At 60.8% G+C, this 15,266-nt stretch carries 9 protein-coding genes and 2 tRNA genes; 2 read left to right on the top strand and 9 right to left on the bottom strand.

Annotation, left to right across the window (positions count from 1 at the left end; genetic code table 11):
• Positions 1–20: 20 nt before the first annotated feature.
• The 5 genes from ACYPYQ_RS10805 to ACYPYQ_RS10785 all read right to left on the bottom strand — a co-directional run bounded on the left by ACYPYQ_RS10805 (position 21) and on the right by ACYPYQ_RS10785 (position 7,052).
• Positions 21–1,235, bottom strand: coding sequence for an HD-GYP domain-containing protein (locus tag ACYPYQ_RS10805; RefSeq protein ID WP_459723847.1), 1,215 nt, complete (start codon positions 1,233–1,235; stop codon positions 21–23).
• A gap of 84 nt (positions 1,236–1,319) precedes the next feature.
• Entirely contained in the window at positions 1,320–2,579 is a 1,260-nt protein-coding gene (locus tag ACYPYQ_RS10800; protein WP_459723846.1) for a TolC family protein, read from the bottom strand.
• Complete coding sequence (locus ACYPYQ_RS10795; RefSeq protein ID WP_459723845.1) at positions 2,576–2,887, bottom strand: DUF3240 family protein; 312 nt, start codon at positions 2,885–2,887, stop codon at positions 2,576–2,578. The genes ACYPYQ_RS10800 and ACYPYQ_RS10795 overlap by 4 nt, the downstream gene beginning before the upstream one ends.
• On the bottom strand, positions 2,884–5,958 hold the full coding sequence (locus ACYPYQ_RS10790; protein WP_459723844.1) for an efflux RND transporter permease subunit: 3,075 nt from the start codon (positions 5,956–5,958) through the stop codon (positions 2,884–2,886). The genes ACYPYQ_RS10795 and ACYPYQ_RS10790 overlap by 4 nt, the downstream gene beginning before the upstream one ends.
• Positions 5,958–7,052, bottom strand: a complete 1,095-nt coding sequence (locus tag ACYPYQ_RS10785) for an efflux RND transporter periplasmic adaptor subunit (RefSeq protein ID WP_459723843.1) — start codon at positions 7,050–7,052, stop codon at positions 5,958–5,960. The genes ACYPYQ_RS10790 and ACYPYQ_RS10785 overlap by 1 nt, the downstream gene beginning before the upstream one ends.
• Positions 7,053–7,300: 248 nt before the next feature.
• Between ACYPYQ_RS10785 and ACYPYQ_RS10780 the strand changes: the two genes are divergently transcribed.
• Positions 7,301–7,376 (top strand) — tRNA-Lys (locus tag ACYPYQ_RS10780).
• Between the two features lie 105 nt (positions 7,377–7,481).
• On the opposite strand, the gene ACYPYQ_RS10775 is transcribed toward ACYPYQ_RS10780, so the two are convergent.
• Positions 7,482–7,557: transfer RNA gene (locus ACYPYQ_RS10775), tRNA-Asn, on the bottom strand.
• A 125-nt stretch (positions 7,558–7,682) separates the two neighbouring features.
• Between ACYPYQ_RS10775 and ACYPYQ_RS10770 the strand changes: the two genes are divergently transcribed.
• Complete coding sequence (locus ACYPYQ_RS10770; RefSeq protein WP_459723842.1) at positions 7,683–10,688, top strand: hypothetical protein; 3,006 nt, start codon at positions 7,683–7,685, stop codon at positions 10,686–10,688.
• Between the two features lie 7 nt (positions 10,689–10,695).
• Here the strand turns inward: ACYPYQ_RS10770 and ACYPYQ_RS10765 are convergent, their stop codons facing one another.
• The 3 genes from ACYPYQ_RS10765 to ACYPYQ_RS10755 all read right to left on the bottom strand — a co-directional run bounded on the left by ACYPYQ_RS10765 (position 10,696) and on the right by ACYPYQ_RS10755 (position 15,252).
• On the bottom strand, positions 10,696–11,661 hold the full coding sequence (locus tag ACYPYQ_RS10765) for an HDOD domain-containing protein (protein ID WP_459723841.1): 966 nt from the start codon (positions 11,659–11,661) through the stop codon (positions 10,696–10,698).
• A complete protein-coding gene (locus ACYPYQ_RS10760) occupies positions 11,658–12,851 on the bottom strand; it encodes a pyridoxal phosphate-dependent aminotransferase (RefSeq protein WP_459723840.1) in 1,194 nt (397 codons plus the stop codon). The genes ACYPYQ_RS10765 and ACYPYQ_RS10760 overlap by 4 nt, the downstream gene beginning before the upstream one ends.
• A gap of 73 nt (positions 12,852–12,924) precedes the next feature.
• Positions 12,925–15,252 (bottom strand): DNA internalization-related competence protein ComEC/Rec2, encoded by a 2,328-nt coding sequence (locus ACYPYQ_RS10755; RefSeq protein WP_459723839.1) that lies wholly within the window; start codon positions 15,250–15,252, stop codon positions 12,925–12,927.
• Positions 15,253–15,266 lie beyond the last annotated feature (14 nt).

The following is a 15,266-nucleotide window of genomic DNA, read 5'->3' as shown; positions in this document are numbered from 1 at the left end:
TTCTCCCTTGATGTTGATTGCTAAATTCCGGTGATCTGCTTCAGATCAAAGCCCCACTTTGTCGGGTCTTCCGCGCTGACGATGCTTTCCTGCGAACGTCCCAAGTCTAGCATTTCAGGCATGATCGGTTCGTTGGACTTGGTCGAAAAGAAGACCTTGACGATGGGTGTGAGCAAGCTTTTCTCTGTCTGCTCGACAACTATAGCCAGTCTTCCTGACTTGAGCCTTACTAGGGTGCCGGAAGGATAGATGCCGATGGTCTTGACGAAGGCCTGGAACACGCGCTCGTCGAAATGGCCGTTGCGCCATTCTGCCATCTTGCGGATGGTCTCCGCCGGTTCCCAGCCGTTCTTGTAACAGCGGTTGGAGGTTAGGGCGTCGTACACGTCGCATACGGCACCCATCTTCGCGAACAGGGAGAGCTGTTCGCCGGCCAGTTTTTCCGGATAGCCCTTGCCGTCCATGCGTTCATGGTGGTGCAGGCAGACATCCAGCGCGCTCGCGGTGATGTCGCTGCTGCCCTGCAATATCTCCCAGCCCTTGCGCGGATGCGCCTTGATCATCTCGAACTCATCGTCGGTCAGCTTGCCGGGTTTGTTCAGCACATCCTGATCGACCATCATCTTGCCGACGTCGTGCAGCAGGCCCGCCAGTCCGGCTTCTTTCAGGTCTTCGCCTTCAAGTCCGAGTTGTTTGCCCAGTGCGATCATCAGGGCGCAGACCGCGACCGAGTGCATGTAGGTGTAGTCGTCTTTGGTCTTCAGTCGCGCCAGGTTGAGGAAGGCTTCCGGGTTGCGTGTGATGGATCTGCTGATCTCGTCCACCAGCGGCGCGGCCTCGCTGACCTTGATGGCATTGCCCATGCGTGCCTCCTGGAACATGGAGGTGACCGCCGCCTTGCTCTTCGCCTGCAGTTGGCGTGCCCGTGCCAGTTCGTCGTGCAGCGAGACGCGCGCTTCCGTCTGCGGTTTTCCCTTGGTGATACGGTCCAGTTCGGCAGCGATCTCGCGCTCGGCTTCTTCATCCGATACGGCGACGACATCACCTTCGACATCCAGGCCCCGTGCCGGATCGATCCAGACCTCCTGGATGCCGCAGGTGCGGAGCGTATTCAGGTCTGCATCGGTCTCGAGCAGGAATGACTTGCGCCAGAAGGGATGGTCCATCCAGCTACCGCAAAGCTCATGGATGAACATGCCGATTCTGACGTTCTTTACAGGTATCCGTTTGCGCATGGTTGGATCTTCTGAAGCAGCGGAAATTGGCTGCGGAGGATTCTACCTTAGTCGGCACACGCTGTAGGAACCGGCCAGGGTGACTCAGTGCGGGGTATGCCCTGCGCTTTCACTGTCCCATAGTTGATGAGCATCGAGCAACAGCCGGTAGCGGGACTCATTGGCATCCAGCCGCGCCAGTGTCTCGGCCAGTGCTGCTTCCAGCGCCTGGCGACGGGAGATCAGCGTCGCGTCCAGGCTGCTTTCACCCAGCCCGTAAGCCCGGGCGACCAGATCGGCATTGAGGCGCAAGGCGATGGCGGCAGTGCTGGCCTGCTGCCAGATCTCGTAGCTACTGACCGCATGGGTGTGGGCATGATAGATGTCACCCTCCACTTTGCGTTTCAATGCCTGTGCCCGGTCTGCCGCGATACGGGCCTGGGCCTGCGCGCTGTCGGCGTTCGCCGAACGGGCGCTGTAGCCAAGCGGGATCGAGACATAGACGCCGGCGATGCTTTGCTTGCGATCCAGCAGCGAGGTGTATTTGAGCCCCAGCGTCGGGTCGGGCAGACGGTCGGCAACGGCACGTTCGGCCAGCCCGCGCTGGAAATCGGCCTCAGCCTCAGCCAGACCGATCTCGTGGTTCCCGGCCAGCACGATGTCCTGCCAGTACGAGAGGGGGCGGCTGATGGCTTGCGGTTCAACCAGGATGGGCGTCTGCGGCAGGAGCAGGGCGGGGAATTGCCGTTTCAGTTCATCGGCTGCCAGTGCTGCACGCAGTTCCGCTTGCCGCATAGAGACCTCGGCCATCGCTGCGGCTGCATCGACCTGGTTCAGCTCCATGCGCGGCGCATCCCCGGCCTTGATACGTTTTTCGGTGATCGCGGCCTGTTGCTGCAGGATATCCAGTTGCGCCTGCCATTGCATGAGCTGAGCCTGCTCACGCTGCCAGGAGAACCACAGACGCAGCAGCTGGCGCGCGGCTTCGTGGCGAGCATCGCCCAGGGCGTGCTGTCCGCGCGCGAGAGCGGCCGCGCCGATGTCGCTATCTATCCATATCTTGTTGGGCAGACGTAGCGGACGTTCGATGGCGATCTCCCAGTCGCGGTAATCGTTCTGGACGTTGCCTTCCAGCAGGCGGTCCCGGTACGCAGCGCCGTGCAGGGTGAACTCGTATTCGCCCGTGTCGCGCTTGCGCTGTTCGCTCTGTTCGATCTGCATGCCGGCCTGTGCATTGAGCACCAGGATGTGTTCGCCCAATGCGCGGTCCACCAGTGCATGGGGTGGCAGATCGGCTTCCGCATGAGCGAGCGATACGGCCATGCAGAGGTATGCGGTGGCCAGCACATAAGCCGGGGATCTCACGCCAGCCTCCCGAATTCCAGCACCGGCAACAGCCAGTAGGCGATCTCGTGATTGGGTTCGACCTGTTTCAGATGGGCGATCAATAGTTTCGCATCTTCGATATCCATCACCGAATCGAACTGGACGCGCTGGGAACGGCCTCGAACCTGTTCCAGCATGCTGGGCAGTTTCTCCTTCTGGCTGCCGCCCTCGATATGCTTGATGGAGAAGCCGCGCACCCAGTCCGGGTGGGAGAGCAGTTGGTCGACCAGTCGCTCTTCCTGGGATTTGTGACAGACCAGTGTCAGACAGCAATTCATCTCTTTCATGCTTGCACCTCGGGTTTTTCCAGGCCGAAACGGCGATACAGGATGGGCAGCATGATCAGCGTCAACAGGGTAGAGCTGATCAGGCCGCCGGTGACCACGATGGCCAGGGGCTTCTGGATCTCCGAGCCGGGCCCGGTGGCGAACAATACCGGCAGCAGGCCGAATGCCGTGATGCTGGCCGTCATCAAAACAGGACGCAGGCGGCGTTTGGCGCCCTCGAACACCACCTCTGCCAGCGACAGTCCTTCATCGTGCAGCTGGTTGAAATAGGACACCATCACCACGCCGTTCAGGACTGCGATGCCGAGCAGCGCGATGAAACCGACCGAGGCGGGGACGGACAGATACTCGCCGCTGAGCCACAGCGCGAACACGCCGCCGATCAAGGCGAAAGGGATGTTGGTCAACACAAGTGCCGCTTGCCGTACCGAGCCGAAGGTAGCGAACAGCAGCATGAAGATCATGCCCAATGCGACCGGGATGACCACGGCGAGTCGCGCGGCCGCGCGTTGCTGGTTCTCGAACTGGCCGCCCCAGGTCAGACGATAGCCGGCCGGTATGTCGATCTTTGCCGCGACGGCCGCTTTCGCTTCATCCACGAAACCCACCAGATCGCGGCCGCGCACATTGCTCTGGATGACCACCATGCGCTGCCCGTCCTGGCGATCCACTTTTACCGGACCATCGGCCCTTTCCAGTTTGGCCACGACGGAGAGCGGGACGGCTTGCCCGTTGGGCAGCGGAAGCTTGAGGGCGGAGAACAAGGCGGGCGAGAGTCTGATCTCTTGCTGTCCGCGCATGATCAGCGGGGTGCGGCGACCGTCCTCGATCACCGTTCCCAGTTGCTGGCCCTCGATCTGGCTGCGCAAGGCCGTGCCGATGTCGTCCACGTTCAGCCCCATACGTCCGGCCGCGAGGCGGTCGATGATCACGCGGTAATACTGCACGCCGCTGTTCTGCACCGTATATACATCCTCGCTGCCCTCGATGCCTTCCAGCACTTTGACGATGCGCTCCGCGCGGTCGTTCAGCACGGAAAGGTCGGTGCCGAACAACTTGATGGCGACATCGCCGCGGGCACCGGTCAGCATCTCCGACACACGCATGGCGATGGGTTGCGTGAAGCCGTATTCGATTCCCGGGAAGTCGTCCATCACTTTCCGGATGTCGTCGATGATGGCGTTCTTGTCGCTGCTGCGCCATTCCTGTTGTGGTTTGAGTACGAGGAAATTGTCGGTCTCGTTCAGCCCCATCGGGTCCAGACCCAGCTCGTCCGCCCCGGCGCGCGATACGATGCCCTGTACTTCTGGCACCTGCTCCAGGATGGCGGCCTGGATGCGTTTGTCCAGCTCTGCCGTCTGTTCGATGTTGATGGACGGCAGTTTGGAGGTCTGCATGATGATGTCGCCCTCATCCATCTCCGGCATGAAGGTCTTGCCCAGCAGCATGTAGACACCACCGGTCACCAGCAGCAGCGAGACTGCACTGATGATGACGATGCGTTCCTTGTCCAGCGCGCGCCGCAGCAGCGGCACATAGATCGCCATCGCTTTGCGTACCAGCCAGGGTTCCTCGTGTCCTGCCTCCTTTAGCAGGAAAGAAGCCAGCATGGGAACGAAGGTCAGTGACAGCAGCAGCGAACCGAACAGCGCGAACACGATGGTGACCGCGACCGGGATGAATAATTTCCCTTCCAGCCCCTGCAGCGTCATCAGCGGCAGGAACACGATGATGATGATGGCGACACCGGCCGCGACGGGGGTGATGACTTCTTTCACCGCACGGTAGATGACATGCAGATGCGGGATGTGCTCACGGCGATGCGCGAGATGGTTGATGATGTTCTCCACCACCACGACCGCCGCGTCGACCAGCATGCCGATGGCGATGGCCAGACCACCGAGCGACATCAGGTTGGCCGACATGCCGAACTCGCGCATCAGGATGAAGGTGAACAATACCGCCAGCGGCAGGGTGAGCGCGACAACCAGCGCGGCGCGCAGGTTGCCGAGGAACAATACCAGCAGGATGACCACCAGGATGATGGCTTCACCCAGTGCTTTGGAGACGGTGCCGACGGCGCGCTCGACCAGACTGCCACGGTCATAGAACACTTTTGTCGTCACTCCTGCGGGCAGGGTGGGGGCGATCTCGGCCAGCTTGGCGCGTACGCCGTTCACGACCTTTTGCGCATTGGCGCCGCGCAGGCCGAGTACCAGCCCCTGCACGGCTTCGCCTTTGCCATCCTTGGTGACGGTGCCATAACGGGTCAAACTGCCGATGCGGACCTGCGCCACATCGCCGACCCGGATCAGATCGCCATGATCGCCGACGATGACGATGTCGCGCACATCCTGCAGGCTGCGGATACTGCCCTCGGCCCGTACCAGCAGTGCCTCGTCGCCGTCGCTGATGCGTCCGGCACCGTCGTTGCGATTATTGGCTTCGATCGCCGACTTCAACTCGGCAAAGGAGATTCCACGTGCAGACAGCGCATTATGGTCGGGCACGACCTCGAAACTGCGCGCCAGCCCGCCCAACGAATTGACGTCGGCCACGCCGGGCAAAGTGCGCAGCGCGGGGCGGATGGTCCAGTCCAGCAGCGTGCGGCGCTCCTCAAGTGAGACGCCTTCGCCTTCCACAGTGAACATGAACATCTCGCCGAGCGGGGTGGTGATCGGTGCCAGTCCGCCGGATGCATCGGGCGGCAGGTCACGCATGGCGTTGTTCAGACGCTCCGCGACCTGCTGGCGCGCCCAGTAGATGTCGGTGCCGTCGTTGAAGTCGATGGTGATGTCGGCGATGGCGTATTTCGAGATGGAGCGGAGCACGCGCTGATCGGGGATGCCCAGCATCTCCAGTTCGATCGGCGCGACGATGCGCGCCTCGACTTCCTCCGGCGTCATGCCGGGGGCCTTCATGATGATCTTCACCTGCGTGGTCGATACGTCGGGGAAAGCATCGATTGGCAGCTCGCGGAAAGCGGTGACGCCGGTGCCGATCAATAACAGTGTCAGGGCAGCCGCCAGCATGCGCTGGGTCAGCGCGAATTCGACCAGTTTCGACAGCATCATTCGGCTCCGCTGGTGTTCAATGCGCCGGATTTCAGCGTCGAGACGCCCTGTACGGCGATCGCCTCGTCGCCTTTGAATTCACCATCGATCAGGCTGCGCTGGGCACCTTCAAGTTTCACCGATACCTTCTGGGCGCGGAAACCGGTGGGTGTCCTCACGAACACGACCGCCTGCTCCCCCAATCTTGCCAATGCACTGTTCGGCACGTTCCACTGCTTCATCCCGCTGCCTGCGGTGGCGATACTCGCTTCCACATACTGCCCGGGGCGCAGTCCTTCTGTTCCTTTGTTGATGAGGGCGCGAACCAGGATGGTCTGGCTGCCTCCGCTCAGGCTGCGGCCGATCGCGGTGACTTTACCGTGTGCAGAATAGGCCGGGACATTGATGGCCGCACCGACTTTGATGTTCGCGGAGCTGGACAATGGTACCTGTATCTCCAGACCCAGCGGACTCAATCTGGCCACCGTGAACAATGGCGTTGCCGCATCCAGGCGTTGTCCCGAGCTGGCAGACTTGTCCAGGATGACGCCGTCGATGGGCGATGTGATCGCAAGCTGGCTGCTCAATTCATTGCCGGCCAGCAGCTGCGCTATCGCTTGGGATGACATGCCGAACAGCTTCAATGCCTGTCTGCGTTCGGTCAGGATAGCGTGAGCCTCGTTGCGCTGGCTGCGTGTCGCACGCAGACGACTCTCCGCGATGATGCCGTCCTTCCATAGCTCTTGATCGCGCTTCAGGTTCTCGGCTGTGAGCTGGTCCTGCATGTGTGCCTGCAGCAGGCTGCGCTGGGCTTCGATGAAAGCGGGGCTTTGCAGTCTTGCCAATACCTGTCCCTTCTTCACGGGGTCGCCCACGCCGAGCAGCGTTTGTTCGACCATCGCGGACAGCGGGGTGCTGATGGTATAGAGCTGGTCTCCCGGAATGACTACCTGTGCAGGCAGGCCGGAGATGTCGCCGTTGGTCTGAGCCGGCAGTGGCGCAGTCACGATACCCAGCTTGTCGATCTGTTCCGCAGACAGCGTGATGTCTTGTGCATGAACGCCAGTGATTGCTTGGGACAGGAACAGGATGACGATGGATAGCTTCTTCATTGTTTCAACTTCTCCGGTGTGATGCAGCTGTGGTTCGATCCATATGAAAGCACAAGGGCGTGGTCGGAAGACCCTGTTCAAGCCGCTGACTTTGCATGGATAATCGGCGTGCTATAGGTTGTCATCCGCTGAATTAGTTCCGTCGCCGCTGAAGTTTATATTCAAGCGACTCACTGAAGCTACGAAAGAGTGTCCCCGGAAATATTCTTGACAAATTCGGACGCGTCCCTAAAATGCGCGACTCTTCCGGGTCGTTAGCTCAGCTGGTAGAGCAGCGGACTCTTAATCCGTTTGTCGCAGGTTCGATCCCCGCACGACCCACCAAACATGAAGGCCTGCATCTCAGCAGGCCTTTCGTTTTTCTGCGCAGCATATCTCCGAACGCGAAAGAAAATAAAAAGCCAGCACTCTCGTGCTGGCTTTAATATCTGGCTCCCCGACCTGGACTCGAACCAGGGACCTGCGGATTAACAGTCCGTCGCTCTACCGACTGAGCTATCAGGGATTTGATGCGGGCGCTATACTAGCGGCAGAAGGGCATTCGGTCAACATCGATGAGGAAATATTTGTGTATTATCGGCGCTTGACGAGGCTGTCTGCATCTCATCCAATCCAACTACGATCGGCGACATGGATAAGAAAACAGTACTAATAAAAACCAGCAAGGGTGAAAGCGAAGTCTCCGGTATGTCAGGAGATATGAAGCGTGTACTACTGCTGATCGATGGTGATGCGACGTACGCCGAGATTATCAAGCATGCCCCACCCAGTCTGCGCGGAGATCTTCCGGAGATCATTCAGAGTTTGCTCGATTCCGAATTGATACGCGACAAATCCAAAGTGCAGGCCGGTCCCAAGATCGTCGCTCCCAAAGTCGTTGCCCCCAAAGTCGTCACGCCAAAATCCGATCAGGGCGGTGAGGAACTCGATTTCACCAGTATGTTCGTTGCGCCTGATCCTGCTGCGTTGGCTGCCGAGGCTGCCCAAGCGAAAGTCGCACAGGAAGCCGAGAAGCTGAAGGCTGAAACGGAGGCGAGAGCCAGAGCGGAAGCTGAAGCACGCGCACGAGCCGAGCAAGAAGCTGCGCGTGTGAAGGCGGAGCTGGAAGCGGCGGCCAGAGCAAAAGCCGAGGCTGAAGCAGCCAGGTTGAAGGCCGAGCAGGAGGCGGCACGCATCAAGGCTGAATTGGAAGCGGCCAAAGCGAAAGCGGAAGCGGAAGCCAAGGCGCTGGCTGAAGAGCGTGCCAGACATGAAGCTGAAGCGGCACGGATCAAGGCCGAGGCGGAAGCGGCGCGCATCAAGGCCGAGCAAGAGGCGGCACGTATCAAGGCGGAGCAGGAAGCGGCTCGCATCAAGGCCGAGCAAGAGGCAGCACGTATCAAAGCCGAGCAGGAAGCCGCTCGTATCAAGGCGGAACAGGAAGCGGCACGCATCAAGGCTGAGCAAGAGGCGGCACGAATCAAAGCCGAACAGGAAGCGGCGCGCATCAAGGCTGAGCAGGAAGCTGCGCGTATCCGGGCTGAGCAGGAAGCTGCCGAAAAAGCCAGGGCCGAAGCCGAAGCGCGAGCCAGGGAGGCGGCGGAGGCCGCAAGATTGAAGGCCGAATTGGAGGCTGCCAAGGCAAAAGCGGAAGCGGAAGCGGAAGCCAAGGCGCTGGCGGAAGAGCGGGAACGCCAGGAAGCCGAGGCGGCGCGATTGAAGGCCGAGCAAGAAGCTGCGCGCATCAAGGCGGAGCAGGAAGCTGCCGAGCGTGCCCGAGCCGAGGCGGCGGAAGCCGCTCGACAGCAAGCGGAAGCCGAGGCCGAACGAGTCAAGCAGGAACAAGAGGCGGCTGCGAGAAGGAAGGTGCAAGAAGACGCTCATATCAAAGCTGAGCAGGATGATGCAGCACGTGTAAAAGCTGAAGCGGAAGCAGCGCGTATCAAGGCCGAGCAGGAGGCCGCGCGCGTAGCGGCGGAGCAGGCGAAGGCCGAGACAGAAGCTGCCCGCAAGCGAGCTGAAGCAGCCCAGGCGGCACAAGCCGAAGCGGAAAAGTCGGCGGCACCCGGCGGATTCACGATCGATCTGGCGGCCCTGAGTGCCATGGACTCGAGTACGGATGCCGACCAACTGGCGCGACCGGCAACGCCAATGCCAGAGCAGGCTGCGCCTGCACCCGCACCTGAAAAGACGATTGAACAAAAGAAGGCGGAAGCGAAGCCGGATGCCGCTGCGGAGATGGCGCGATTGAAAGCCGAGCAGGAAGCGGAAAGGTTGCGTGCCGAACAGGAAGCGCGCGCTCTGGAAGAGGAGCAGGCGCTGGCCGCAGAACAGGAGAGCGCCTGGGCCGAGGCCGAGCAGCGTGCCGAGCAGCAGAGCAAGCTGGATGCTGCACAGGCAGCCAAGGAAGCGGCGCTGGCGCAAGCGAAGTCCAAGCAGAAGTCGACGACGGCCCGTCGTCGCAATCCAATCCCGTTGGGCAAGATCACGGCAGGCATTCTGGCGCTGGGACTCGTTGCGATATTCGTTCTGCCCATGTTCTGGCCGATGCAGGAATATATTGCGCCACTGGAACAGCGGCTGTCGGAACGTTTCAAGCAGCCGGTGAAGATCGGCGGCATGAGCGCTTCGTTGTTGCCTGTGCCCAAGATCGAGCTGGTCGATGTGAAAGTCGGCAGGGCGGGCGAGTTCTCTGCCGCCGCTGCGACGCTGAATTTCGACCTGCTCTCATTGGCTTCTGAGAGCAAGACGGTTAGTGATGTTGTATTGCAGGGGGCGACCCTGAACGGGCGTGACCTGGAGAATGTCGCCGCATGGCTCAAAGGCATGGGGGGGGATGCGAACTTCCCGCTACAGCATGTGACACTGCATGACCTGAAGATCGTCTCGGATGTGGTGACCATCCCTGCGCTGCAAGGTGGTGCCGATTTCGATCAGGGCGAGTTCTCTAGACTGGTGCTGCACAGCGAGGACGAGAAGCTCAATGTGGAACTCAAGGCGGTGGCGAACCGCATGCAGTTGACGTTCGGGATCCGTGATGGCGCGCTGCCGCTGTTGCCGGCCGCGATGTTCAGTTCATTCAATGCGCGTGGCGAGATCGCGGCGGGCGAGATCATCGTGTCCGATCTGGATGCGCACGCCTATGGCGGGATATGGTCCGGAAAGGGGAAGTTGGACTGGAACAAGGGCTGGCGATTCGATGCCAGTATCCAGGCCAAGACGATGGAGTTGGCGGAGATGTTCCCCAAATACGGCTTGTCGGGTGAAGTGTTCATCGACGGCGAACTGTCGGCCAGCTCGGGAGCGCTACCGGATCTGGCGAAGTCGTTGCGTGTCGATGCTTCGTTCGAGGCCAAGCGCGGCGTCATCAGCGGTATCGATATGGTGGAGACCGCGCGTTTGGCCAGCCACGAGCATCTGGTCGGCGGACGTACGCATTTCGATGAGCTGAACGGTTCCTTCGTGGCGGAGGGCGGGAATATCCGCTTCCGCAGTGTGCGCATCACTTCGGGTATGTTGAAAGCCTCGGGGACTCTGGAGGCCACGGCCGACGGGCAGCTCTCGGGGGCGTTCAACTCGGAGATCAAGATGCGTTCAGGCAACAACCCGTTGTCGCTGTCCGGCACATTGTCCGAGCCGAAGCTTAAAGCCCGCTAAAGCAGGCTCATTTGAAGAGCCTGCTGAAGATGCCCAAGATCCCGGGCGTCTCATTCGGCTTTGTATTCACCGGAGCAGGCTTGGCCGCCACCGGTTTCGGGGCGGGCGGTTGTGCGACCACCGCTTTGTTCGGCAGTCCCAGCATCTCGAACGCGATGCCCAATTGTTCTGCATGATCTTCGTTGAAGCTGAAGCAGCGCTCGGGAGCACAGCCCAATCTTCCTGCCGCTGCAACGTTCTGCCAGGCAACGAACTTGCCGCTTCCGGAAGATTGCAGGTTGGCAACAGTCACTACATCCGTGTAATCGGCCAGACTGCCACCGTTCTGCCGCTGCAGGTTCTCGTAACCCGCGACCACATCCACCATCTCCTGCGGGAAATGCCAGTTATCCAGCAATTTGATGCCGACGCGCGTGCCGAAGCGACGCAACAACGCTTCCAGTGCATCGGCCTCGAGCCGTGGATGATGGCGGTCTGCATAGATGCACAGCGGTAATGCGCCAAGGTTGTGGATCATCCCGGCCAGCATGGCTTGTTCTGGTTTCAGATGGCGTTGATGCAACGCGATGACGAAACTGTGGGCGGCCACGATGCGGCTGCGTTCCCATAGCTGTTTCAGTTTGCGGTCAATGATCGGACTGCCTGCCTTGAACAACTTGCTGACCGTTACTGTGATCACCAGATTGCGCAGCATGCGATAGCCGAGACGGGAGATCGCGGCACGAACCGTCTCCACGCGCGCACCGCCGCCGGATGCGGCGGCACTGTTGGCGGCTTTGATGATGTGGGCGGCGATGACAGGGTCGGCAGTCAGCAGATTGACCAGTTGTTCTGCCGATACGTTCGGATCATCTATCAGGTCGCGGATCTTGACGGCGATGTCCGGGAACGTTGGCAGATCGAACTGGCCGGAGTTGAGTGCTGCATCGACCTCTGCGGCGATTGCTTCCAGTTGCTCGGTTACTCTGTTCAAGCCAGCGCCTTTGCCATACGCTCCAGTGCTTTTTGCAGGTTATCCATCGATGTGGCGAAAGAGAGGCGTATGTAACCTTCGCTGCCGAAGGCCGAGCCAGGCACGACAGCTACGCCCGCTTCGACCAGCAGGTATTCGGAGAGCGCGATGTCGGTTGCTTCCTTGATGGTGCCCTTTCGGTGCAGCGTCGCGATGGCGGCGCGCGCATCGGGGAATGCATAGAAAGCGCCGCCGGCCTTGATGCAGCTCAGACCCGGTATCTTGTTCAGTTCGCTCACCACGAATTCATGGCGCTCGCGGAACGCCTTCAGCATGGGCGTGATGCAAGCCTGATCGCCGTTCAGCGCGGCTTCCGCGGCGACCTGCGAGATGGAGGTCGGGTTGGAGGTGCTCTGCGACTGCACGTTCTCCATGGCGGTGATGATGTTCTCCGGGCCGGCCGCATAGCCGATGCGCCAGCCGGTCATCGCATACGCCTTGGATACGCCGTTGAGCACCATGGTGCGCGGATAAAGATCGGGACAGGCATTGAGGATGTTGCAGAACTTCTCGTCCGTCAGCGCGATGTGCTCGTACATGTCGTCGGTGGCGATGAGGATGTTCGGATGTTTGCGCAGCACTTCCCCCAGGGCTTTCAGGTCGTCCAGCGTATAGACGCCGCCGGAAGGATTGCTGGGGCTGTTGATGACGACCATTTTTGTCTTGCTGGTGATCGCGGCTTCCAGTTGCGCGGGCGTCATCTTGAAACCCTGCTCGATACCGGCTTGCACGATCACCGGTTTGCCTTCGGCGATGATCACGATATCCGGATAGGACACCCAGTAAGGCGCGGGGATGATGACCTCGTCGCCGGGGTTGATCGTGGCCAGCGCGAGGTTGAAGAAGCTCTGTTTGCCGCCGCAGGAAACCAGGATCTGCTTCGCGGTGTAATCCAGCCCGTTGTCGCGTTTGAACTTGGCGATGATCGCCTGTTTCAGCGAGGCGGTGCCGCCGACCGGAGTGTATTTGGTGAATCCTTTGTTGATCGCCGCGATGGCGGCGTCCTTGATGTGTTGCGGGGTATCGAAATCCGGTTCGCCTGCACCCAGCCCGATGATGTCTTTTCCTTCTGCTTTCAGCTTTGCTGCACGGGCGGTCACTGCAAGGGTGGGGGAGGGCTTGATGGCTTGAACGCGCGTTGAGAGAGGCACGATGTTTCCTTGGGGGTTGGTCAATGGCGCGAATTATACGCGTGCCGATTCGGGCGGTGTATGCCTTGGAAACTTAATTTTCCGGGAAATGTGACCAGTAACGACGGTGGCTGTGGCGGTAGGTGTCCAGCCTGATCCCGGACGGTTCCAGGTCGATGCTGATCGCGCCGTCGCGGTCTGAACGCAGGATATGGCTGCCTTGTTGCTGGTAGCGGCGGACGACCTCGGCATGGGGGTGGTGGAAGCGATTGCGATAACCGGCGGTGAAGACGACGTGCAGCGGTGCCCCGGCGGCCACGAAGGGCAGGCTGGACGAGCTTTTGCTGCCGTGATGCGGGGCGACCAGCAGATCGACTCGCAGCTTGTCCGGGTGTAGTTGTAACAATCTCTGCTCGGAAGCCGTTTCGATGTCTCCGGTGAGCAGGACATGGCGTTCGCCCACACCGATGCGCAAGACGCAACTCCGGTCGTTGTCGTGCCGTTTGGCGGCCGCCGTTGCAGGCGGGTGCAGCAATTCGAAATGCACCCCGTCCCACTCCCACTGCATGCCGTCACTACAGGAACTGACGTTCGTCATTTCCGCCAGTCGGCTGTCACCCTTGGTTATGGAAGTCAGTATGCGGTCGGTCGGGATGGCTTGCAGCAACGAGTCCGTGCCGCCGATATGGTCGATATCGCCATGGCTCAGTATCAGTGTATCCAGACGATCCACACCCGAGCCGCGCAAGGCGGGTACCAGGATGCGGTTGCCGCTGTCCGCTTCGCCCGCATAGTCCGGCCCGGTGTCGAACAGCAGGGAATGCTGTCGCGTCTGAACCGCGACGGCCAATCCCTGTCCGACATCGAATATCAGGATGCGTGCCGAGCCGGGAGCGGGGAGCTCGGGCCGGACGAGGAACATGGGTAGCAACAACACGATGCCGAACACGCGCAGCGGGAATCCGCGCGGTGCCAGGATCCACAGTGCACCCAACAGTCCTGCTGCGATGGTCCATGCTGGCGGCGCATGCTGTACCCATACGCTCACGGGCAGCGTATCCAACTGGCGCAACAAGTCCATGCACAGATCGAGCGCATGGTGTGCAAGCTGCAGCGACCATGCAAAGCCCGGCAGGGCACCGAGCAGGGTGAGCGGCACCACCAGCAGGCTGACCAACGGGATGGCGAAGGCGTTCGCCAGCGGAGAAACCAGCGACAATTGCTGGAACAGGGCGAGCAAGGGCGGGATCAGGCCGATGCTCATCGCCCATTGCACCTTGCCGTATTCCACCAGCCAATGCGGTCTGCCGAGGCGGTTGGCGGAGACATAGAAGATCAGTGCGACCGCGCCGAACGAGAGCCAGAAACCGGGTGCCAATACCGCCCAAGGGTCTAGCAGCAACACGACCAGCAATGCTGCGGCCAGCATCTGGCCGGGGGCGACGTTGCGGGACAGCAGCAGCATGCCGGCGAAGGTCGCCAGCATGTAGAAGGTGCGCTGGGCGGGGATCTCGAAGCCGGAGATCAGGCTGTATGCCAGTGCCACCGTGACACCGGCCAATGCCGCCGCCTTGCGCGCGGGCAGCCGCAGTGTCAGCCGTGTGCTGCGTCGCCATAGCCGGTAGGTCAGCCCGAAGAACATGCCCGCCAGCAGGGTGATGTGCAGGCCGGAGATGGACATCAGATGATTGACGCCGGTGCGGGTGAACAAGTGCCACTCGTCCTGCGTGATGCTGGCCTGATCGCCGATGGCGAGCGCTACCAGGATGCCGGCATAAGGTGCATCGGGCAAAGCCTCATGGAAGCGTACGCGCAACGATTCGCGCAGCCGCTCTATCAGGTAAGCCGGTGTGTATACCGTGGCATCCAGTCGCTGCGGGGCGACTTTGTTGTAGACATAGCCGGTGGCCCGGATATTGCGCTCCAGCGCCCAAGCCTCGAAATCGGGGGTATAGGGATTACGTGTCGAATGGGGCTGCTTCAAACGTACGGTGAAACGCCAGCGTTCCCCCGCACGGATATCCGGTGCGGGCTGTTCAGCGTTGCGATAAGTGGACACCAGGATACGTGGCGGGACCGTTGCACCTTGTGTCTGCACGCTTTCCACGTCGAATGCGAAACTCAGTCCGCGCTCATGCACACGCGGCATCTCCGCCACGACGCCGGTCAGCGCGATGTTCCGTCCCTGCCACTCGTTGGGCAGACTGTCGGTCAGATGTGCTTGTGCGACGAGGGCGGCATGGCAGAAACCGAGCAGGGCGGCGCAACACAGCATCAGCGATTGACGCAACAGAGGCGGCAAGGTGCGCGGCAACAGCAGGCACAACAGTGCCAGCGGCCAGTATGCCGGGAGCGTCGGCAGTGTCTCCAGCTGTTGCAGGACCCAGACACCGAACGCGAAGCTGAGTGCAAAGGAAACCATGCGATTAGCCTAAC

This window comes from Sideroxyarcus sp. TK5, assembly GCF_054601595.1.
This window is presented reverse-complemented; position numbering and strand designations above follow the sequence as displayed.

What these genes read in the sequence shown, in the direction of transcription:
- ACYPYQ_RS10755 (WP_459723839.1), bottom strand. Translation starts at nt 15,252, where the DNA reads ATGGTTTCCTTTGCACTCAGCTTCGCGTTCGGTGTCTGGGTCCTGCAA.
- ACYPYQ_RS10785 (WP_459723843.1), bottom strand. Translation starts at nt 7,052, where the DNA reads ATGAAGAAGCTATCCATCGTCATCCTGTTCCTGTCCCAAGCAATCACT.
- ACYPYQ_RS10790 (WP_459723844.1), bottom strand. Translation starts at nt 5,958, where the DNA reads ATGCTGTCGAAACTGGTCGAATTCGCGCTGACCCAGCGCATGCTGGCG.
- ACYPYQ_RS10795 (WP_459723845.1), bottom strand. Translation starts at nt 2,887, where the DNA reads ATGAAAGAGATGAATTGCTGTCTGACACTGGTCTGTCACAAATCCCAG.
- ACYPYQ_RS10805 (WP_459723847.1), bottom strand. Translation starts at nt 1,235, where the DNA reads ATGCGCAAACGGATACCTGTAAAGAACGTCAGAATCGGCATGTTCATC.
- ACYPYQ_RS10770 (WP_459723842.1), top strand. Translation starts at nt 7,683, where the DNA reads ATGGATAAGAAAACAGTACTAATAAAAACCAGCAAGGGTGAAAGCGAA.